Annotated in this window: 20 protein-coding genes; 14 read left to right on the top strand and 6 right to left on the bottom strand. The window is 69.0% G+C overall.

The features are described from left to right. Positions 1 to 4: 4 nt before the first annotated feature. From AC1DW3_RS02680 to AC1DW3_RS02665, 4 genes are read left to right on the top strand one after another with little or no spacing between them, the layout of a single operon-like run. On the top strand, positions 5 to 886 hold the full coding sequence (locus AC1DW3_RS02680; protein ID WP_477928331.1) for a PfkB family carbohydrate kinase: 882 nt from the start codon (positions 5 to 7) through the stop codon (positions 884 to 886). 2 nt (positions 887 to 888) lie between these two features. After that, a complete protein-coding gene (locus AC1DW3_RS02675) occupies positions 889 to 2190 on the top strand; it encodes an MFS transporter (protein ID WP_477928329.1) in 1302 nt (433 codons plus the stop codon). Then, complete coding sequence (gtfA, locus tag AC1DW3_RS02670) at positions 2187 to 3683, top strand: sucrose phosphorylase (RefSeq protein WP_477928328.1); 1497 nt, start codon at positions 2187 to 2189, stop codon at positions 3681 to 3683. The genes AC1DW3_RS02675 and gtfA overlap by 4 nt, the downstream gene beginning before the upstream one ends. 55 nt (positions 3684 to 3738) lie before the next feature. Further along, positions 3739 to 3939, top strand: a complete 201-nt coding sequence (locus AC1DW3_RS02665; protein ID WP_477928326.1) for a hypothetical protein — start codon at positions 3739 to 3741, stop codon at positions 3937 to 3939. 225 nt (positions 3940 to 4164) lie between these two features. Here the strand turns inward: AC1DW3_RS02665 and AC1DW3_RS02660 are convergent, their stop codons facing one another. After that, positions 4165 to 5784: a sensor histidine kinase gene (locus AC1DW3_RS02660; protein ID WP_477928324.1), complete on the bottom strand. Its 1620-nt coding sequence runs from the start codon at positions 5782 to 5784 to the stop codon at positions 4165 to 4167. Positions 5785 to 5993: 209 nt separating this feature from the next. Here AC1DW3_RS02660 and AC1DW3_RS02655 point away from each other — a divergent pair, with 209 nt between their 5' ends. From AC1DW3_RS02655 to AC1DW3_RS02625, 7 genes are all read left to right on the top strand, one after another. After that, entirely contained in the window at positions 5994 to 7109 is a 1116-nt protein-coding gene (locus AC1DW3_RS02655) for an ABC transporter substrate-binding protein (protein ID WP_477928323.1), read from the top strand. Positions 7110 to 7176: 67 nt separating this feature from the next. Then, positions 7177 to 7965 (top strand): SDR family oxidoreductase, encoded by a 789-nt coding sequence (locus AC1DW3_RS02650; RefSeq protein ID WP_477928321.1) that lies wholly within the window; start codon positions 7177 to 7179, stop codon positions 7963 to 7965. Further along, a complete protein-coding gene (locus AC1DW3_RS02645; RefSeq protein ID WP_477928319.1) occupies positions 7965 to 10325 on the top strand; it encodes a penicillin acylase family protein in 2361 nt (786 codons plus the stop codon). The genes AC1DW3_RS02650 and AC1DW3_RS02645 overlap by 1 nt, the downstream gene beginning before the upstream one ends. A 95-nt stretch (positions 10326 to 10420) precedes the next feature. Continuing rightward, complete coding sequence (locus AC1DW3_RS02640) at positions 10421 to 11377, top strand: CsgG/HfaB family protein (RefSeq protein WP_477928317.1); 957 nt, start codon at positions 10421 to 10423, stop codon at positions 11375 to 11377. Next, the gene (locus AC1DW3_RS02635) at positions 11377 to 12105 is read left to right on the top strand and encodes an SDR family oxidoreductase (protein ID WP_477928315.1); all 729 of its coding nucleotides are present in this window, start codon (positions 11377 to 11379) and stop codon (positions 12103 to 12105) included. The genes AC1DW3_RS02640 and AC1DW3_RS02635 overlap by 1 nt, the downstream gene beginning before the upstream one ends. Before the next feature lie 10 nt (positions 12106 to 12115). Beyond that, positions 12116 to 12655: an alpha/beta fold hydrolase gene (locus tag AC1DW3_RS02630; protein ID WP_477928314.1), complete on the top strand. Its 540-nt coding sequence runs from the start codon at positions 12116 to 12118 to the stop codon at positions 12653 to 12655. 214 nt (positions 12656 to 12869) lie between these two features. Next, a complete protein-coding gene (locus AC1DW3_RS02625; protein ID WP_477928312.1) occupies positions 12870 to 13136 on the top strand; it encodes a hypothetical protein in 267 nt (88 codons plus the stop codon). 291 nt (positions 13137 to 13427) lie between these two features. Here the strand turns inward: AC1DW3_RS02625 and AC1DW3_RS02620 are convergent, their stop codons facing one another. Genes AC1DW3_RS02620 through AC1DW3_RS02605 form a run of 4 tightly spaced genes read right to left on the bottom strand, consistent with a single transcriptional unit; the run spans position 13428 to position 16631 of the window. Continuing rightward, complete coding sequence (locus tag AC1DW3_RS02620) at positions 13428 to 14129, bottom strand: DUF3047 domain-containing protein (protein WP_477928310.1); 702 nt, start codon at positions 14127 to 14129, stop codon at positions 13428 to 13430. After that, positions 14129 to 15031, bottom strand: a complete 903-nt coding sequence (rsgA, locus tag AC1DW3_RS02615) for a ribosome small subunit-dependent GTPase A (RefSeq protein ID WP_477928308.1) — start codon at positions 15029 to 15031, stop codon at positions 14129 to 14131. Before rsgA ends, AC1DW3_RS02620 begins: the two co-directional genes overlap by 1 nt. Next, positions 15028 to 15363, bottom strand: coding sequence for a 4a-hydroxytetrahydrobiopterin dehydratase (locus tag AC1DW3_RS02610; protein WP_477928306.1), 336 nt, complete (start codon positions 15361 to 15363; stop codon positions 15028 to 15030). Before AC1DW3_RS02610 ends, rsgA begins: the two co-directional genes overlap by 4 nt. Then, the gene (locus AC1DW3_RS02605; RefSeq protein ID WP_477928304.1) at positions 15360 to 16631 is read right to left on the bottom strand and encodes a M48 family metallopeptidase; all 1272 of its coding nucleotides are present in this window, start codon (positions 16629 to 16631) and stop codon (positions 15360 to 15362) included. The genes AC1DW3_RS02610 and AC1DW3_RS02605 overlap by 4 nt, the downstream gene beginning before the upstream one ends. Before the next feature lie 51 nt (positions 16632 to 16682). On the opposite strand from AC1DW3_RS02605, the gene orn reads away from it, so the two are divergent. Next, positions 16683 to 17243: an oligoribonuclease gene (orn, locus tag AC1DW3_RS02600; protein WP_477928303.1), complete on the top strand. Its 561-nt coding sequence runs from the start codon at positions 16683 to 16685 to the stop codon at positions 17241 to 17243. Positions 17244 to 17259: 16 nt separating this feature from the next. After that, positions 17260 to 19017, top strand: coding sequence for a chorismate-binding protein (locus AC1DW3_RS02595; protein WP_477928301.1), 1758 nt, complete (start codon positions 17260 to 17262; stop codon positions 19015 to 19017). Here the strand turns inward: AC1DW3_RS02595 and AC1DW3_RS02590 are convergent. Further along, on the bottom strand, positions 19002 to 19889 hold the full coding sequence (locus AC1DW3_RS02590) for an SDR family oxidoreductase (protein ID WP_477928299.1): 888 nt from the start codon (positions 19887 to 19889) through the stop codon (positions 19002 to 19004). The genes AC1DW3_RS02595 and AC1DW3_RS02590 overlap by 16 nt on opposite strands. A 104-nt stretch (positions 19890 to 19993) precedes the next feature. Between AC1DW3_RS02590 and AC1DW3_RS02585 the strand changes: the two genes are divergently transcribed. Continuing rightward, a complete protein-coding gene (locus tag AC1DW3_RS02585; protein WP_477928297.1) occupies positions 19994 to 20818 on the top strand; it encodes a helix-turn-helix transcriptional regulator in 825 nt (274 codons plus the stop codon). The last annotated feature ends 279 nt before the right edge of the window (positions 20819 to 21097 follow it).

Raw genomic sequence — 21097 nt, 5'->3', positions numbered from 1 at the left:
GCTCATGGCCACGCCCGTCCTCGTGCTCGGCGAAGCCCTCGTGGACGAGTTCCACGACGGCGCAGTCGCCGGCGGCGCACCGTTCAACGTCGCGCGCTCGTTGGCCGCTTTCGGGGCACCGGTCCGTTTCGTCAGCCGCATCGGCGCGGATGACCCGGCCGGCCGTCTGGTGCTGGAAAGCGCCGCGCGCTTCGGCCTTGCGGTCGACGGCCTGCAGCGCGACGCGACCCACGCCACCGGCCGCGTCAGCGTGCATGAGGATGTGGCCGGCGACCACCGTTTCGAGATCCACGCCGATGCGGCCTGGGACCATCTCGAGGCACCGGTGGCCGGCGACGGCATCGTCTACTTCGGCAGCCTGGCCCAACGTCATCCAAGCTCCCGCGCTGCCATCCGTGCGACCGTCAAGCGCACGCCCGGCTCGCGCCTGCTCGACCTCAACCTGCGCCCCGGCAGCGACACGCCCGAACTGGCCGCTGAAGTGCTGATGCTGGCCAACTGGGTCAAGCTCAACGAAGACGAACTCGGCTGYCTGCTCGCCTGGTTCGAGCCCACGCTGCCAGCGCTGATGGCCCGCTTCGCGCTGCAGGGCTTGGTGCTGACGCGCGGCGCCGCCGGCTACGCGTTGCACGGCGAGCAGGGCCAGCTGTTGGCGACGGGGGAGGGTGTGCCGCAGCCGGCCTTCGTCGACAGCGTCGGCGCCGGTGACGGCTTCACCGCCATGCTGCTGGCCGGCCTGTCGCTGAGCCGTGACCTGGGCGCAACCCTGGCCCTGGCCAACCGCTACGCCGCGATGATCTGCGGCGTGCGCGGCCCGCTGCCTTCCGATCCGACAGCGTTGGCCGCCTGGCGCGAAGCACTGCACGCGCTGCCGGCCGAGGAATGAAGATGCACAAGCCTCACCTGTCGTTCTCCCAGATCGTGAACATGAATGTCGGCTTCCTCGGCATCCAGTTCAGCTTCGGCCTGCAGCAGGCCAATATGAGCCCGATCTACCAGATGCTGGGCGCCGACGGCAAGAGCCTGCCCTACCTCTGGCTGGCCGGCCCCATCACCGGCCTGCTGGTGCAACCCCTCATTGGCGCGATGAGCGACCGCACGACGCACCGCCTGGGCAGGCGCACGCCTTACTTCCTGATCGGTGCGCTGCTGTGCTCGCTGGGCTTGCTGGCCATGCCCTTCAGCCCGGCGCTGTGGTTCGCGGCCGGCCTGCTGTGGATCCTGGACGCGGCCAACAACGTGACGATGGAGCCCTACCGCGCCTATGTCAGCGACCGCCTGCGCGAAGAGCAGCATGCCAGCGGCTTCCTCACGCAGGCCTCGTTCACCGGCCTGGCGCAGACGCTGGCCTATCTGACACCCAGCCTGCTCGTGTTCTTCGGCATGAACAAGGACGCGCTGGGCGCCAACGGCATCCCGGTCGTCACCACGCTGGCCTTCGTCATCGGCGCGCTGCTGTCGTTCACGACGGTGTGGTGGTCCATCCGCAAGGTGCCCGAGCTGCCACTGCCGGCCGAGGAGATCGCGCGGCTGCGCGCGCTGCCGCATGGCTTTGGCCCGGCACTCGCGGAGATCTGGGCCGCGCTGCGCGACATGCCGGCCACGATGCGGCGGCTGTGGTGGATGGCGCTGTTCCAGTGGTACGGCATGATGTGTTACTGGATCTACATCGTGCCGACGCTGGCCGCGACGGTCTTCGGCACCGACGACCCGCACAGCGCCGGCTTTCGCGACGCGGCGCTGCTCAACGGCCAGGTCGGCGGCTTCTACAACGCCGTCGCCTTCGTCGCCGCTTTCGCGATGGTGCCGTTCACCAAGCGCCTCGGCGCGAAATGGGTGCATGCCTTCGCACTCGCCTGTGCGGCCGCGGGCATGTGGGCGCTGCCCGGCATTCGGGACAAAGCCTGGCTCTTCCTGCCCATGGTTGGCATTGGCCTGGCCTGGGGTTCCATCATGGGCAACCCCTACGTGCTGCTGGCCGGCAGCATCCCGCCCGAGCGCGCCGGCGTCTACATGGGCATCTTCAATATGTTCATCGTCATCCCCATGCTGATCCAGGCGATGACGCTGCCCCTGTTCTACGACAGCCTGCTGGGCGGTCGGCCCGAGAACGTCATTCGCCTCGCCGGCGTGCTGCTGGCGCTTGCGGCGCTGTGCGTGCTGGCCGTCAAGAGTCCCAAGTCCTCATGAAGAACCAAGTCCAGCTCATCACCTATGTGGACCGCCTTGGCGGCCGGCGCGATGGCGCCGACCTGATCCGGCTCAGGAAGCTGCTCGGCCAACCCGGCTCGCCGCTGGCGGGCGTGTTCGGCGGCGTCCACCTGCTGCCCTTCTTCCATGCCATCGACGGCGCCGACGCAGGCTTCGATCCCATCGATCACACCCAGGTCGACCCGCGCCTGGGGCACTGGAGCGACATCAAGGCGCTGACCGAGGGCCTGGACGTGATGGCCGACGTCATCGTCAACCACATGTCCAGCGAGTCGCCGCAGTTCCTGGACTACGCCGAGAAGGGCGAGGCCTCGGCCTATGCGGGCCTGTTCCTGACGCTGGATGCGGTCTTCCCCGGCGGCGCCAGCGAGCGCGACCTGCTGTCCGTGTACCGCCCCCGCCCCGGCCTGCCCCTGACGACCGCGATGCTGAAGAACGGCGAACGCCGCATCCTGTGGACCACCTTCACGGCCGCGCAGATCGACATCGCCGTGCGCCATCCACAGGGCCGGGCCTATCTGAGCGGCATCCTCAAGACCCTGGCTGCGAACGGCATTCGCATGGTGCGGCTGGACGCCGTCGGCTATGCCATCAAGAAGGCCGGCGCCAGCTGCTTCATGATGCCGGAGACCTTTGACTTCATCGCCGAGTTTGCGGCCGAGGCGAGGGCGCTGGGCATCGAGGTGCTGGTCGAGATCCACGCCTACCACCAGCGCCAGATCGAGATCGCGGCCCGGGTCGACTGGGTCTATGACTTCGCCTTGCCGCCCCTGGTGCTGCATGCCTTCGCCTTCAAGACCGCGACGGCGCTCAAGCGCTGGATCGCCATCCGGCCGACCAATGCGTTGACGGTGCTCGACACCCATGACGGCATCGGCATCATCGACATCGGCGCCGACGCCGGCGACCGCACGGCCCACCCCGGCCTGGTGCCGCCGTGGGAATTGGACGCCTTGGTCGAGCGCATCCACGAGGCCAGCGGCGGCGCGAGCCGGCTCGCCACGGGTGCTGCGGCCAGCAACCTCGATCTCTACCAGGTCAATTGCAGCTTCTTTGACGCCATGGGCCGCAACGAGACGGCCTATCTGCTGGCCCGCGCCGTCCAGTTCTTCCTGCCCGGCGTGCCCCAGGTCTATTACGTCGGCCTGCTGGCCGGCCACAACGACATGGTGCTGCTGTCCCGCACCCAGGTCGGCCGCGATATCAATCGCCATTTCTATGGCGAGGACGAGATCGCTGGCGAGTGCGAGCGCCCGGTCGTGCGCCGCCTGATCGAACTCATCAAGCTGCGCAACCGCCACCCGGCCTTTGACGGCAGTTTCCAGCTGCTGGCCAGCAGCGAAGAGGAACTCAGCCTGCGCTGGCAGCAGGACGGCCACTGGGCGACCCTGCGCCTGGACTTTGCCAGTCTGGATCACGAGCTGAGCTACAGCACCGAGGGTGATGGGCCGGGACGCTTCGCCTTCAGTTGAGCGTCAGCCTGGCTGAGCAGAATCCGGGGCAGTTCAAACCCCCGGAGACCCGAGCATGTGGAAATTGATCGTTGGCTTCATCGCCTTTGCCGCGCTGGCGTTGTTCATCCTGATGAAGAGCGGCGGCAATATCGACCTGAGCGGCGAGAAGCATGACGTGGCGGCGGGTGCCCATGAACCGGCGGCTTCGGCCGCCTCAGCTGCCGTGGCTGCGGTCGATGGCGCTTCGGCGCCTGCTTCCGCAGCGTCCAACTGACTTTTCGGGCCAAGCGCTGGGCCGCTCCCGAGCAGGCCCGCACTGGCGATGTGATTGCGGCTCGATGCCGCAAGCATCGCCGTCCCCTCGGGGGCTGAGGCCGGACACGGCGAGTCCTGTGAACTCGTCGTGCCTGCCGAAGAGCAGCCGCTCTGCCGGCTGCGCGGTCTGCAAGACCGACCAGACGCGCTCGCGTTCAGCGACGCGAGTTTGGGCGAGGGGCCGTCATTGAGTCTCGGTGCCGGCGCGTTGAGGCGCCATCAGCGGCAGGCGCATCAGCATCTGCGTGCCCTGGCCTGGCGAGGAGCGCACCTCGATCTGGCCGCCCAGCACATTGGTCACGATGCTGTGCACGATGTGCATGCCCAGGCCCGAGCCGCCGGTGCCGAGCTTGGTCGTGAAGAAGGGGTCGAAGATGCGCCGCCGCACGGACTCGTCCATGCCGCGGCCGTCGTCGGTCACCGTGAGCTCGACCTGCTCGTCGTCCAGGCGCGCGCAATAGACCTTGACGCGGCCCTGCTCCGCGCTGTCAAAGCCGTGCAGCAGCGCATTCATCAGCAGATTGGTCAGCACCTGGCCCAGCGCGCCGGGGTAGCTGTTCATCACCAGGCCGTGGCAGAGCTCGGTGTCGATGACGAAGGGTGTGTGCTTGAAGCTCGGCTCCACCATGACCATGACGTCCTCGACGACCTTGGCCAGGTCGAAGTCGCGCCGCATGTCGTTGGTCTGGTCGATGGCCACCTGCTTGAAGTCGCGCACCAGGTCGGCCGCCTTCTGCACATTGCGCTGCAGGATGTCCTGGCCCCGCCGCGTGTCGCGCGCCAGTTCCTCCAGCGTGCTGCGGCGCAATTGCACGCCACCGGTCAGCATGAGCTCGAGCTGCTTGTAGCGGTCGTCGAGCGCCGACACGACGGTCAGCGCATTGCCCAGCGGCGTGTTCAGCTCATGAGCGACGCCGGCCACCAGCCGGCCCAGCGACGCGAGCTTCTCCGACTCGACCAGTTCGCGCTGCGCCTTCTGCAAGGTTTCCAGCGCCTCGGACAACTCGGCATTGCTGGCCGTCAATTCGGCCGTGCGCTGAGTGACGGTCTCTTCCAGGTTGACGTTGTGCTGGCGCAGCGCCTCGAAGGCCGACAGCAGGGCCTGGCGCATGCGCTCCATGGCCACGCCGACGCGTGCGATCTCATCGGCGCCCGCCACGCGCAGCGGCTGCTCCAGCCGGCCGGCCGCCAGGGCCTCTGCAGCGCCGGTGAGCTCGGTCATGGGCCGCATCACATAGCGCTGCAGCACCCACAGCATCAGCACCAGCGACAGCGTCAGCGTCAGCACGCTGCGCCACACCGTGCGCCAGACTTCGGCCTGCTTGGCCTGCAGCAGCGGCGCGGCACTCATGCGCACCGTCAGCTTGGCGATCTCGCGGCCGTCGCGCTGGATGGGCCGGGTCTGGCTGAGCACCAGGTCGCCGTCGCCCGGTTCACCGGCACGCTGCTGCGACAGGAAGGGCGCCGACGACGCCGGTTCGACGACCTGCACGGACACGAAGCGCGGGTCGTCCATCTGCGCCTTGACCATGGGGTCGGCCAGATCGGGCGAGACCTGCCAGACCGGCTCGGCCAGCGACAGGGCCATCACCTCGGTGGCGCGCGCGAGGTCGCGCTTGAGGTCCTCCATCGCCGTGGCGCGGGTCTTCTGGCCGTCGTAGAGCAGCACGCCGGTCGTCGGCAGCAGCAGGCCCAGCAGCAGGGCCAGCACGACGGCGAAAGTCAGGGAACTGCGCTGCCAACCCAACGCAGGCGAGGGCGTACGGGGCAGGGCAACGGGCGGCGGCAATGGGCTTTCCGGCATGGGCGGGCGCGGGCGAGGCGCGGGGGTGGCGCGGCGGTGGCGCAGAGGCGGCCAGAGTGTAGGCCCGGCAAAAGCGGTGCAATTGCGCATTCGAACCCGGTGAAGCCCGGGTTTTTCCTGGGGCAGGGGGGCTGCTGGGGGCGGGGGGGCTGGCCCCACAATCCGCGGCCATAACGCGCCCCTGTGGGCGCTTGGCCTGGAGAAAAACAGTGAAGCGTTGGGTTGGCCTGGCGGCCTTGTTCGCTGCCTGTATCAGTACGAATGGCGCGTTTGCGCAGAGCACGCTGCGCATTGGCATGGTGGCCGGTTTTACCGGCCCGGTCTCCGGCATCGTGCAGGAGAGCGCCGAGGGCGCGAAGCTGTATTTCGATTCGGTCAATGCCCAGGGCGGCATCAAGGGCCAGAACATCGAGCTGCTCACACAGGACGACAAATACGACCCGGCCGCCACCGTGGCAGCGGCCAAGTCCCTGGCCAGCCAGGGCGTGCTGGCCTTGATGCTCAGCCGCGGCACCGGCCCGACCGAGGCCTTGCTGCCGGTGCTGAAGGAGAACAAGCTGCCGCTGATCGCACCGGCCACYGGTGCGGCCAGCCTGCGCGACCCCGTCCAGCCCTGGGTCTACCACCTGCGCGCCAGCTACCAGAAGGAGGCCGAGCGTGCCGTCAGGCACTTGGCCGGCATCGGCGTCAAGCGCATCACCATCGTGCAGGTCAACGACCCCTTCGGCAACGACGCCGGCAAGGGCGCCATCAAGGGCCTGGACGACATGAAGCTGCGGGCGCTGTCCCATCTGCGCTTCGACCGCAACAAGCCCGAACTCGCGCCGACGATGCAGGCCATCGCCAAGGCCGGCATCGAGGCCATCGTCTTCATCGGCCCGGCCTATGCCGTCGTCGAGGGCGTCAATGCGCTGCGCGCCGCGGGCTCGACGGCCCATGTCGCGACGCTGTCCAACAATGCCTCCAGCGACTTCGTGAAGCAGCTCGGCGAGAACGCCCGCGGCATCGTCGTGACGCAGCTCTTCCCCTATGAGCGCTCCACCTCCAACCCGCTGGTGCGCGAGGCCCTGGGCCTGGCCAAGGCGGCCGGCCGCGGCGAGCTGACGCCGGCCCAGCTGGAAGGCTTTGCGGCTGCCAAGCTCGTCGTCGAGACCATCAAGCGCGCCAACGGCAAGGACATCGGTCGCGAGGCCTTCACCAAGGCGCTCGAAGGCGCGCGCATCGACATTGGCGGCCTGCAGGTGCACTACTCCGAGAAGGACCACAGCGGCCTGGAGTTCACCGACGTGTCCATCGTCGGGCCTGACGGCAAGTTCTGGCGTTAGGACCGACGCGCAACGCCGGCTGGCGGTCGCGCGATGATGCGGTCTTTCGCGACGTCGGGAGACTGACATGGATCTTGGTTTGAAGGGCCACTGGGCCCTCGTCTGCGCGGCGAGCAAAGGGCTGGGGCGCGGCTGCGCCGAAGCGCTGGTGGGGGAGGGCGTCAACGTCGTCATCACGGCGCGCGGCGAGGCCGACCTGCTGGCCACGGCCGACGCGCTGCGGGCGCTGAACCCCGACGTCGAAGTGCGCGCGGTGGCCGGTGACATCGCGACGCCTGAAGGCCGTGCGGCGGCCCTGGCCGCCTGCCCGCGGGTCGACATCCTCATCAACAACGCCGGTGGCCCGCCGCCCGGGGACTTCCGCGACTGGGGCCGCGAGCAGTGGATCGCCGCGCTGGACGCCAACATGCTGGCCCCCATCGAGCTGATCAAGGCCACGGTCGACGGCATGGCCGCGCGCGGTTTCGGCCGTGTCGTCAACATCACCTCGGGCGCCGTGAAGGCGCCCATCGACGTGCTTGGCCTCTCCAATGGCGCACGCTCGGGCCTGACCGGCTTCGTCGCCGGACTCGCCCGCCAGCCGCGCCTGGCCGGCGCCAATGTCACCCTCAACAACCTGCTGCCCGGTGCCTTCGACACCGACCGGCTGAAGAAGACGCTGGCCGCCGGCGCCGCCAAGGCCGGGCAGTCGGTCGACGATGTGGCCGCCAAGCGGCGCTCGAGCATCCCGGCCCAGCGCTTCGGCACCGCGGCCGAGTTCGGTGCCATCTGCGCCATGCTGTGCAGCGCCCAGGCCGGCTATCTGACCGGCCAGAACATCCTGCTGGATGGCGGCAACTACCCGGGAACCTTCTGATGGTCTGGCTCAAGCGCGTCCTCGTCGGCCTGCTGGTCATCATCCTGCTGCTTGCCTTGACGATCTGGTTGGCGCTGCGCGGCAGCCTCGCCCAGCTCGACGGCGAGCGTGCGGTCGCTGCCCTCAGCGCACCGGCCGAACTGCAGCGCGATGCGCGCGGCTACCTGACCATCACGGCCGAGAACCGCCTGGACGTGGCCCGCGCCCTGGGTTTCGTGCACGCCCAGGAACGCTTCTTCCAGATGGACCTGATGCGCCGCAACGCCGCCGGTGAGCTGTCGGCCATCGTCGGGCCCAAGGCGCTGCCGCTGGACAAGTCACGCCGTCTGCACCGCTTCCGCCATCGTGCCGAGGCCGGCATCGCGGCCTTGGCCGCCGACGAGCGCGCGCTGCTGGACGCCTATGTGAGCGGTGTGAACGCGGGGCTGGCCGGCCTTTCGGCCCGCCCGCCCGAATACCTGCTGCTGCGCCAGCAGCCCCAGCCCTGGGTGGCGGCCGACACCGTCCTCGTCGCCTATGGCATGTACCTGGACCTGCAGGGCTCCCAGGGGCGCGACGACGTCGCCACCGGCCTGCTGCACGAGGCGGTGTCGGCCGACTGGTATGCCTTCCTGACCCAGCACAGCGCCGACTGGCAGGCCGCGATGGACGACAGCCGCGTGGCCGCGGTGCCGCTGCCGGCCGGCCCGCTGCCGCCGGCCCTGCGCGCCGCCAAGACGGCCTGCAGCGACTGCAGCCTGCGAGACGCGCGCGACCTCGGCAGCAACAACTTCGCGGTTGCCGCCGCGCATGGCGCCAGCGGGCGGGCCATCCTGGCCGACGACATGCACCTGGGCCTGCGCACGCCCGGCACCTGGTTCAAGGCGCGCATGAAATGGAAGGACACCGCCGGCAGCCATGACGTGGCCGGCGTGACCTTGCCCGGCGCGCCGCTGCTCGTCGTCGGCAGCAACGGCCATGTGGCCTGGGGCTTCACGAACACGACTTCCGACTGGGCCGATGTCGTCGCGCTCAAGCTCAACGCGGGCGGCACGCATTACGCAGTGGGCGGCGCCGAGAAACCGCTGCAGCGCGCCGTCGAGCGCATCGAGGTCGCCGGTGAGGCGGCCGTCGATCACGTGGTGCTGGAAAGCGAATGGGGCCCCGTGATGCCCCAGAAGGCGCCTGCCGGCCAGGCCTATGCGCTGCGCTGGGTGGCCCATGACCGCGAAGGCATCAATCTGCGCCTGATGCACATGGAGACGGCCGGCAATGTCGACGAGGCCGTGCAGCTGGCGGCGGGCGCCGGCTTGCCGGCGCAGAACCTGCTCGTGGCCGACGCCGCTGGGCGCATCGCCTGGACCGTCATTGGCGCCATGCCCAAGCGTGTTGCTGCCGACGACCTGGACCGGCCGCAGGACTGGAGCGATGGCCGCTCGCGCTGGCAGGGCTATCTGACCGCGGCCGAGCAGCCGCGCATCGTCGACCCCGTCGACGGGCGGCTGTGGACGGCCAATGCCCGCATGGTGGGTGGCGACGCGCTCAAGACGCTGGGCAACGGCGGCTACGACCTCGGTGCCCGCGGCATGCAGATCCGCGACGGCCTGCGTGCCCAGGACAAATTCGACGAGGCCGGCCTGCACGCCGTCCAGCTCGACCACCGCGCGCTCTTCCACCAGCACTGGCGCAAGCTGCTGCTGGAGCAGGTGCTGACGCCCGACTTCGTCACCGCCAACGGCCTGGCGGACTACCGCATCGAGGTCGAGAAGAGCGCCGACGCGGCCAAGCCCGACGCCGTGGGTTATTTGCTGGTGCGCTCCTTCCGGCTGCAGGCGCTGAAATCCCTGTTCGACCCGCTGGCCGGTCTGCTCGAAGCCCAGGGCCTGAAGCTGTCCGACCTCAAGCTGGTGCCCGAGACGCCCGGCTGGGCGCTGATCCAGGCCGCACGGCCCGATACCCTGCCGGCCGCCTTCAAGAGCTGGCCCGAGCTGCTGCAGCGTGCCGTGCTCGACAGCCGCAAGGAGCTGATCGGCAAATACGGCAGCCTGGCCGCGGCCACCTGGGGCGCCGACAACGCCACCAGCATGCGCCATCCGCTGAGCGCCGCCGTGCCCTTGCTGTCCGGCTGGCTCGACCAGGCCTCCCAGGGCATGGCCGGCGACAGCCACATGCCGCGCGTGCACAACCACGGCCACGGCCAGAGCGAACGCATGGTGGTCTCGCCCGGGCATGAGGAGAGCGGCATCCTCGTCATCCCGGGCGGCCAGAGCGGCCACCCGATGTCGCCTTTCTACCGCGGCGACCATGCCGCCTGGCTGGCCGGCGAGCCGCTGCCCTTCCTGCCCGGGGAGACGACCCATCGCCTGGTATTAAGACCCTGATCCAGGCGACCCCGTTCCAGCGGAATGGGGACGCCGCGAAGGCCAAGCGCTGGGCACAATCCTGGCCATCCGATAACGACGACGCGAGGTTCACGATGAACAACAAGATTCTCAGCATGACCGTGCTGGCTCTGGCCGCGGTGGCCGCCCAGGCGCAGGACGCTGGCTCCAATGTCGAGAAATGCCCCAAGAAGCTCGGCGTGCTGGCCGTGGCCGAGCCTCAGCATGGCTGGAACCACCTGTCGCACTACGGCCTGGGCTCGCCCGCGGCGCTGCTGCGCATGATGGTGCAGCAATCGGGCTGCTTCGACGTCGTCGAACGCGGCCAGGCCATGCAGAACATCCAGCAGGAGCGCAACCTGGCGGCGGCCGGTGAGATGCGCCAGGAATCCAATATCGGCAAGGGTCAGATGCAGGCGGCCGACTTCGTCATGACGCCCAATGTGTTGATCCCCGCCAGCAATACCGGCGGCGTCGGCGGTGCCCTCGGCGGCTTGCTGGGTGGCAAGCTGGGCGCCATCAGCTCGATCGCCGGCGGCCTGAAGTTCAAGGAAGCCACCACCAGCCTGCTGATCGCCGACGTGCGTTCCAGCATCCAGGTCGCGGCCGCCGAAGGCAAGGCCACCAAGACCGACTTCTCCATCGGTGGCTGGGGCTATGGTGGTGGCCTGGTCGGTGCCGCGGGCGGCTATACCAGCACGCCCGAGGGCAAGCTCATCGCGGCCAGCCTGCTCGACAACTACAACAAGATCGTGCTGACCATCCGCGACCAGCAGAGCCTGATCCGCACCGGCAGCGCCGCGGGCGACGCCAATGCGGGCGCCTCCACACAGGCCGGTGCGCCCGTGCCGGCCGGCCAGATGCTGGTGGCCAAGATCTCCAATGTGAAGGCCTATGCCGCGCCGTCGCGCGACAGCAAGGTTGTCGCGACGCTGAACCGCAGCGACGAACTCGTCGCGACCGGCGAGGTCAAGGATGGCTTCGTCAAGGTCGATGCCGCCAACTTCAGCGGCTGGGTGCAGCGCAGCCTCGTCTCGCCGACGGGCCGCTGATGACGAAGGTCGCTCTCGTCACCGGTGCCGGCTCCGGCATCGGCCGGGCCGTGGCCCGCGCGCTGGCCGCTGAAGGCTGGACGCTGGCGCTGATGGGCCGCCGCGAGGCGGCCCTGCGCGAGACCCTGCCGGACGCCTTGGCCCTGCCGACCGACGTCTGCGACGAGGCCCAGGTCGATGCCGCCTTTGCGACGCTGCGCGAGCGCTTCGGTCGTCTCGACCTGCTGTTCAACAACGCCGGCATCTCCGCGCCCGCCGTGCCCATCGACGAGCTGACGGTGGCCCAGTGGCGGCAGGTGGTCGACACCAACCTGACCGGCAGCTTCCTCTGCGCCCGCGCCGCCTTCGCGCTGATGAAGTCGCAGTCGCCGCGCGGCGGCCGCATCATCAACAACGGCTCCATCTCGGCCCATGCGCCGCGGCCGAACACGGTGCCCTACACGTCCACCAAGCATGCGATCACGGGCCTGACCCGATCGCTGAGCCTGGACGGCCGTGCCTTCGACATTGCGGCCGGCCAGATCGACATCGGCAATGCCGCCACCGAGATGACCGAGAAGATGACGCGCGGCGTGCCGCAAGCCAACGGCTCGATGGCGGTCGAGCCTCGCATGGACGTCCAGGACGTCGCCTGCGCCGTCGTCTACATGGCCGGCCTGCCGCTGTCCGCCAATGTGCAGACGATGACGGTCATGGCGACAAACATGCCTTTTGTCGGGCGCGGTTGACGGCTTGTCCATGACGACGCTGGTGCTGCTGCCCGGAATGGACGGCACCGGCAAGCTGTTTCAACCCTTCGTTCGCGAACTGCCTGCCGATTGTCGGGTGATCGTGGTGGGCTATCCGGCGGATGCCCGGCTGGGATATGAAGCCTTGACCTCGCTGGCGCGAACGGCACTGCCGCCCGACGGGCTGTTGGTGCTGCTCGGCGAGTCCTTCTCGGGGCCTGTCGCCATCCAGTTGGCGAGTGAGCTGGGTTCGCGTGTACAGGCGCTGATCCTGTGCAGCAGCTTTGCTCGCAACCCTCGCCCGGGGCTTTCCTGGCTTGGTGGTCTGACAGGCAGTTTGCCTTCGCCCGCATTCATGCCGGCGGYAGTCTCGTCACGCGTGATGCTGGGTGCGCAGGCACCTTCCGAGTCGCGCCTGTTGCTCACGCAAGCCCTCTCGGCTTTGCCGGCCGCAGTGCTTCGCGCCCGGCTCAAGGCGGTGATGGCGGTCAACGTCATGCCGCTGCTCGCGCAATTGCGGTGTCCCGTGCTTTACCTGCAGGCGCGGTAGGATCTCCTCGTGCCGCCCCATGCGGGCGCCGAGATTCGCCGGTTGTTGCCTGCTCTCCAGGTGGTTAGCCTTGAGGGTCCCCATGGGCTGTTGCAAGCCTCTCCCAAGGCTGCGGCCGCCGCCTTGTTGGCGTTTTTGGCGCGCGGCAATGAGGCGTCTGACGGGTGACGATCGTCACGGCGACGATGGAGCGCCGAGCGTTCAGAATAGAGCCATGTCGCTGTTCCGCCCGCTACTCCGCCTGCTGATGATCGCCGCCGGTGCCCTCATCGGCCTCGGCCTGTTCCTGATCGCCGTGCTGGCCTTCCTGGCCTTCCTGCTCTTCAGCCTGCTGACCGGCCGCAAGCCCAATCTGCAGTTCCGCGTCAACAAGAACCCCTGGGCGCAGCGCCGCCAGCCGGCGGGCGATGTGGTCGACATCGAGGCGCGCGAAGTGCCTGACGCCGCACCGCTGTCGTTGCGGTCGCCCGAGCAGCGCTGATTTGTGCATTGCTTGGGCTGAATTTGCGAGCCGAGCGCCGGGCCTGCCATGGTCCAGAGGCCCATGGCCTTCCGTAGGCACAAGCAGTCCGCAGGGACTGCTTGTGTCCGACTCCAGTTCACCTAGCCGGCCCGCGCTGGCGATGTGCTTGCGGGTCGATCCGGCAAGCATCGCCGTCCCCTCGGGGGCTGAGGCCGGACACATTGCGCCCAGTGGGCGCGATGTGCCTGCCGAAGAGCTGCGGCACATGCCGCAGCGCGGTCTGCAAAGACCGATCAGACGCGCCCGCGTTCAGCGAGGCGAGGCTGAGCGAGGGGCTTCCAATTCCACGGGCCCATACCAGGTGCGCGCCGACGCGCGGCTGTTGTCGCTGTCGGTCATGACGGCCATCGACGTCAGCGGCCCGGGGGTCTCACCGAAGGCCAGGCGGAAGTCGGCGGCGAGGTCGCGGCGGTGGTCGCGCCAGCGGCGCAGTTCGGCCGGACCGGAGTCGACCACGATCTTGCGGATGCGGTCGCTGCGCGGGTTGACGACGACGGTGCCCACGGGCAGCTTGCTGTCCCAGACATACATCAGCGTCGCATAGGGCGGCATTTCGCCGGTCAGGGCCTGGGCGAGCTCGAACTTCATGCGCGTGCGCAAGGGCAGTTTGTCGATGTCGCCACCGAAGCCGAAGATGACGCGGGCCACGGCGTCCTCGTGGTCGATGTCGGCGACATTGGCGCCCGGGATGAGGCTCTGTACCCACCACGAGAAGCTGACCTCGCCGACCTGGGGCTGCGCCTGATCCAGGCGCTTGCGCCAGATGCTGGCCGAGCGGTCCGACGCTGCTTCCAGCGCGGGGCGGCCGTCCTTCTCCGTCCAGCTGTACAGCGTCGGTTTCTTGCCGGGCAGCGCCAGGGGCTGCCAGCCTTGGGCGGCCGGTGGGGGCGAGACGGTCGAGGCGCAGCCGACCAGCGCGGCGAGGGCGCAGAGCAGGAGTGGTCTGCGCATCACCAGGTCTTGCGCTGCAGTTCTTCGAGGATTTCGCCGTAGATGCGGTAGCGGCTGGCGCTGATCTGCCCCGCCTGCACGGCCGCGCGCACGCCGCAGTCGGGCTCGTGAATGTGGCTGCAGTTGGCGAAGCGGCAGTTGGCGTGCTCGCGCAGATCGGGCATGTAGCGCCAAAGGTCCGAAGCAATGATCTGGCGCAGGCCGAATTCCTGGAAGCCGGGTGAGTCGATCAGCGCCGTCGTGCGCGTGTCATCGGTCCAGTACCACTGCGTCGTCGTCGTCGTGTGGCGGCCGGAGTTCAGGGCCTGCGAGATCTCGCCAATCTGGGCCTTGGCATCTTTCACCAGCAGATTGATCAGCGTGCTCTTGCCTGTGCCGCTGGGGCCGAGCACGAAGGTGCGCTGGCCGGCCAGCCAGGGCGCCAGCGTCGCGCGGGAGCCCTCGGGGTCGGCCTTCAGCGCGACCTCGAACATCTTCAGGCCCATCGCACGATAGGGCGCGAGGCGCTCGCGAGCCGAATCGGTGCCCGGCAGGTCGGTCTTGTTCAGCGCGATGGCCATGCTGATGCCGGCGGACTCGGCCGCGATCAGCGAGCGCGTGAGCTGGCTTTCGCTGAACACCGGCTCGACGGCGACGAGCACCAGCAACTGGTCGAGATTGGCCGCGAAGCTCTTGGTCTTCCACTCGTCCTGGCGGAACAGCAGATTGCGACGCGGCTCGACGGCTTCGATGACACCCTCGTCGCCAGAATCCGCAAAGCGCACCTGGTCGCCAACGACCGCGTCGCTCTTCTTGCCGCGTGGATGGCAGACGAAGCGCTTGCCGTCGGCGTCCTCGACAATGTAGTGGCGGCCGTGGCCGCGCACGACAAGTCCCAGGTCCAGCGCCTGGAATTTGCTCATGTACCGGTCGCTTCGGGCAGGGCGCTCACTTGCGCGGCACAGATGGCATCGTTCAAGGTCAACCCGCCCCGCGAATGCGTGGTGAAGCTGACGGTGCAGGCGTCATAGCCGACCAGCATCTCGGGGTGATGGTCCTGGGCATGCGCGATCTCGGCGACCGCGTCGACAAAGGCCATGGTCTGGTAGAAGTTCGCGAAGCCGAAGCGCCGGCCGATCACCTTGTTCTCGGCATCGGGCAGCCAGCCGGGCAGGGCGGCGAGCACGCGGCCCCGCGTGTCGGCATCCATCAGGGGCGCCTTGGGATCACATTGGGCAAGCAGCAGATCGTTCATGAGGCGAGGGCTGCAAGGCGTTCGGCAGCAGGTGGGTGGGAGTAGTAGAAGCGGGCGTAGACCGGGTCGGGCGTCAGCGTGCCCGCATTGTCCTCGTGCAGCTTGAGCAGTGCCGAGGACAGGTCGGCGCCGCTGGCCTGGGCGCGGGCATAGGCATCGGCCTGGAACTCGTCTCGGCGCGAGAAGTGGCTGGCCAGGGGCGTGACGAAGAAGCCGAACACCGGGCCGGCGATCAGGAAGAGGATCAGGGCCAGTGCGTCGTTGGGCGCCGCGAGATTCGGTGTCGCACCCAGGCCCAGGTAGAAGGCTGGCTGCTGCATCAGCCAGCCCAGCAGCGCGAAGCCGGCCAGGCTCATGGCGAACATCAACACGATGCGCTTGGTGATGTGCTTGTGCTTGAAGTGGCCCAGCTCATGGGCCAGCACCGCCTCGACCTCGCCGCCGTTGAGCTTGGCCAGCAGGGTGTCGAAGAAGACGACGCGCTTGGCCGGGCCGAAGCCGCTGAAGTAGGCATTGCCATGCGCCGAGCGGCGGCTGCCGTCCATGACGAACAGGCCCTTGGCCGCAAAGCCGCAGCGGGCCATCAGCTTCTCGACGCGGTCCTTGAGCGCCAGGTCCGTCAGCGGCTCGAACTTGTTGAACAGCGGGGCGATGACGGTCGGGTAGATGACCATGATGAGGAGGTTGAAGCCCATCCACGCGCCCCAGGCCCACAGCCACCAGCGCGGGCCGGCGGCACCCATCAGCCACAGGATGAGGGCCACGATGGGCAGCCCCATCAGCACGCCGACGGCCAGGCCCTTGGCCATGTCGGCGAAGAAGAGCTTGAGCGTCGTGCGGTTGAAGCCGAAGGCCTGTTCGATGCGGAAGGTCGACCACAGCTCCCAGGGCAGGTCCAGCAGCGACCCGGCCAGCACGAAGGCGGCGACGAGGCCGAGCTGGTAGCCCATGCCTTGCCAGGCCTCGGGCAGGGTGCTGCTGGCGGCGAGGATCCAGCCATTGAGCGCGTTCAGGCCGCCCAGCAGCGTCCAGCCCAGCAGCACGGCCGCATTGAAGGCCAGCGCGAGCAGGCCGAAGCGGCTGCGGGCAACGGTGTAGTCCGCCGCCTTCTGATGGGCCGCCAGCGTCACGCTGCCGGCAAAGGCCGCCGGCACCTGGTCGCGGTGGGCGGCGACATGGCGGATCTGCCGCGAGGACAGCCAGAATTTGACGAGGGTCGAGGCGGCCAGCGCGAGCGCAAAAGCAAGGGACAACAGCAATGGAGACATAAGCCTCAAGTTTAGGCTGCGAGAATTCCGCCTCTTCAGAGAGAGCCCACCATGTCCGACACCCTTGCCCTCAGCGAAAACAACCTGATCTGGATCGACCTCGAAATGACGGGGCTCTATCCCGACACCGACCGCATCATCGAGATCGCCGTCGTCGTCACCGACGCCAACCTCGAAAAGCGCGTCGAGGGTCCGGTCTTCGCCGTCCACCAGAGCGACGCGACGCTGGACGCCATGGATGCCTGGAACAAGGGCACCCACGGCAGGAGCGGCCTCATCGACCGCGTCAAGGCGTCCACGATCTCCGAAGCGGAAGCCGCCGCCCAGACGATCGCCTTCCTGAAGCAATACGTGCCCAAGGGCAAGAGCCCGATGGCCGGCAACAGCATCTGCCAGGACCGCCGCTTCCTCGCCAACTACATGCCGGAGCTGGAGAGCTTCTTCCACTACCGCAACCTCGACGTCTCCACGTTGAAGGAACTGGCCAAGCGCTGGAAGCCGGCCGCGCTGGAGGGCTTCAAGAAGGCCCAGGCGCATACGGCCATGGCCGACATCCATGAGTCCATCGACGAGCTGGTGCACTACCGCACCCACTTCCTGAACCTGGCCTGATCGGCCTGCACGGCGCTTGCTGCACGCCGCTTTCGACTTCCCCCGCCACCCGCTGGCCCGCGAGGACGGCGAGCGCCTGCGTGGCTGCTGGGGGCAGCCGCCGGCGCGCTGGCTGAGGGCAGGGCGGCTCGACGAGGTCGTCGGTGTCATCGCCGAAGCCGAGGCCGCCGCGCGCGCCGGCGCCTGGGTGCTGGGGGGCCTGCGCTACGAGGCGGCGGCTGCTTTCGACAAGGCCCTCGCCACCCATCCGGCCAGCGAACCCCTGGTCGAGTTCGCCGTCTACGACACGGCGCCCGAGCCCTGGCCGGAGCTGCCGCTGGCCCACACCGGCCTGCTCGGCTGGCAGGATGCTGAGCCCGACGCGACGGCCGCCATCGAGCGCATACGCGCCTATATCCGCGACGGCGACTGCTATCAGGTCAACCTGACGACGCGGCTGCGTGCGGCGGCCGGCGCACTGGACCCCGAGCAGCTCTTCCTGGCCCTGCACGCCAGCCAGCCGGGTGGCTTCAGCCTGTTTCTGCGCGAAGCGGGCGCCGCCAGCGTGTCGCCGGAGCTCTTCTTCGACTGGCGCCCCGTGCCCGGTGCCAAGGCGAGCTGGCTGCTCGCCGCCCAGCCCATGAAGGGCACGGCGCCGCGCGGCCGCGACCGCGTCGACGACGAAGCTGCCCAGGCGCATCTGCGCACCAGCGAAAAGGAGCGCGCCGAGAACCTGATGATCGTGGACCTGCTGCGCAACGACCTCAGCCGCGTCGCCCAGCTCGGCACGGTGCGCGTGCCGCGGCTGTTCGAGCTGCATGCGCTGCCGACGGTCTGGCAGATGACGTCCACCGTGACCGCCGTCAGCCGCGGCGGGCTGACGCTGGCGGACGCGTTCGCGGCGCTCTTCCCCTGCGGCTCGGTGACCGGCGCCCCCAAGATCCGTGCGATGCAGATCATCCGCGAGCTGGAGCCGAAGGCGCGGGGCTGGTACTGCGGTGCGCTGGGGCTGATCCAGCCCGGCGGCGTCGCGACCTTCAATGTGCCCATCCGCACGGTCGATTTCCACGGCGACGCCCTCACTTGCGGCATCGGCAGCGCGATCACGCTGGACAGCGAGCCCACCGCCGAGATCGCCGAATGGCGGGCCAAGTCGCGCTTCCTGGCGCGCGCCGAGGCGCCCGTCGAGGCGCTGGAGACGCTGCGCCTCGAAGCCGGTGTGGCTCTCCGTGGCGAAGCGCACCTGGCCCGCATGCAGCGCACGGCGCGGCATTTCGGCCTGCGTTTTTCGCTGGCCGAGGCGCGGGCGCATCTGAAGGCCGTGGCCGAGGCCCATGCGCAAGGCAGTTGGCGGCTGCGCCTGACCTGCGATGCCGAAGGCCGCGTCGCACACACGCTCACCGCCTTCACGCCCACGGCCGAGCCGGTGCGCCTGGCGCTGGCGGACCGCCCCATCCCGACGCGCGGTCCACGCGCCGAATACCTGGCCCACAAGACCACGCGTCGTGAGCTGTATGCCTTGGCCAAGCCGGCCGAAGCCTTTGACCTCATCCTCTGGAACGAGGCCGGCGAGCTGACCGAATGCAGTTTCGGCAACCTCGCCCTGCAACTCGACGGCCGCTGGCTGACCCCGCCGCTGGCGGCCGGCCTGCTGCCCGGCGTGTTGCGCGCCGAGTTGCTGGCCCAGGGCCGCGTCCAGGAGGCGCGGCTGACGCGCGACGACCTGGCCCGCGCCTCGGGCCTGGCCTTCTTCAACAGCCTGCGCGGCTGGCTGCCGGCTCAGTTGCTGAAATAGCCCGGCTGGTCCACATCGGCCAGCAGGCCGGTGCGACGCGGTTGCCAGCCCAGTTCGCGCTGCGTCCACTCGCTGCTGCAGGGGTTGTCCAAGGCGGCGAAATGCTGGAACCAGCCGAAATGGGCCGCCGCGGCCTCGCCCGTCAGGCCCTGGACCGGCAGGCCCAGGCGCCGGCCGATGATGGCCGTGAGATCGGCGAAGGGCAGGCCGGTTTCGGCGGCGCCGTGATAGCTCACGCCACCCCGGCCCTGTTCGGCCACGAGGCGGAACAGGGCGGCGGCATCCAGCCGGTGCACCGCGGGCCAGCGGTTGCGCCCCTCGCCCACGAAAGCGGCCAGGCCCTTTTGGCGCGCAAGGGTGATGAGCAGCGGCACAAAGCCATGATCACCCTCGCCGTGAACCGAGGGCGGCAGGCGCACGACGCTGACATTCACGCCGCGCTCGGCCAGGGCCGCCGCGGCTTGTTCGGAGGCGGCGCGGGGATGATGGCTGGAAGGCGCGTCCGTCTCCGTCGCGAGCGGCTTGCCGGCCACCAGGGCCGTGCCCGAGGTGACGACGAGGCGCCGGTCGCTGCCTGCCAGCGCGTCGCCCAGCGCCGTGATGACGCCGCGGTCATCCTCGCAGCTGGCGGCGAAGCGGGAGAAGTCGTGGTTGAACGCGGTGTGGATGACGGCGTCGGCCGCCGCCGCGCCGCGCCTCAGGCTGTCGAGATCAATCAGATCGCCGCGGTGGGCTGCGGCGCCTGCTGCGGCGAGGGTTTCAGCGGCAGCGTCCGAGCGCGCCAGGCCCGTCACGCGGTGACCGTGGGAAAGCAGTTCTTGCACAATGGCCGAGCCGATGAAGCCGGTCGCGCCCGTCACGAACACATGCATGGGAAAGGTCCTTGCGAAACAGTGGAAGTGGCGCCACTGTCGCGGCGCCGCCTGCTGGCGTGAAGCCGTGAGCGCATACCGGTATTGCCACTAACAGGATCACGATGTCTGTCGTCGAAGACAACCCGCTGGGCCGCTACCTGAAGGAACGTCGCGCGCGCCTGGACCCGGTCGCGCTGGGCCTGCCGCTGGCGCGCCGGCGCACGCCGGGCCTGCGCCGCGAGGAGGTGGCGCAGCGCGCCCATGTGAGCCCCACCTGGTACACCTGGCTGGAGCAGGGCCGCGGCGGCGCGCCGTCCACCGAAGTGCTGGAGCGCCTGGCCGGCGCGCTGCAGTTGAGCAGCGTGGAGCGCGAGCACCTCTTCCTGCTGGCGCAGAACCGCCCGCCCGAAGTGCGCTACCAGGCCGCGACCGACGTGCCGCCGCGGCTGCAACGCGTGCTGGATGCGCTCGAATACTGCCCGGCGGTGATCCGCACGCCGACCTGGGATGTCGTTGCCTGGAACCGCGCCTGCGCGGCCGTGCTGAACGACTACTCAGCCATGCCCCCCGAGCGGCGCAACATCCTGCGCCACATCTTCGCCAACCCCGCCGCGCGCCTGCGCATGCCCAATTGGGCGCAGGACGCGCGCTTCGTCGTCGCTGCTTTCCGCGCCGATGCCGCGCGGGCCGGCGCGACGGCGGCGGTGCAGGCGCTGGTGAGCGAGCTGAGTGCCGTCAACGCCGAGTTCGCCGCGATGTGGGCGGAGCTGGACGTGCGCGGCAACTACGGCGAGGCGGCCAAGCAGATCCACCATCCGGTGGCCGGGCCGATCTCACTGGAATACAGCGGCCTGGCCGTGGAAGGCCGGCCGGACCTGACGATGATCGTCTACCACCCGGCCACACCGGCCGATGAAGCGCGCGTGCGCCAACTGTTGGCCCGGTAAGCGTGCCGGATCGCACACCCGCACTTCAGGGGTGAGTTCCGTGAAAACCCTGATCTGTGCTACAGTCGCAGCTTCGCTCGGTTCCAACCGAGCTTCGTACGTCTCCTCTGACCTCGTTCGGCCCGTAGTTCATACGGCTTCTCGAACACCCCTCGTGGATCGGTCGGCGGCGATGAAGCCGTCGCTTTGACTGTTCCCCCGTGCCGCACCCGACTGCAACCAGCAGCCCGAGCCGCCCGACACGAGCTTTCTCCCAGCGACTTTGACTGCTGAACGGCA

The organism is Roseateles sp. P2_H4, from assembly GCF_056403315.1.
This window is presented reverse-complemented; position numbering and strand designations above follow the sequence as displayed.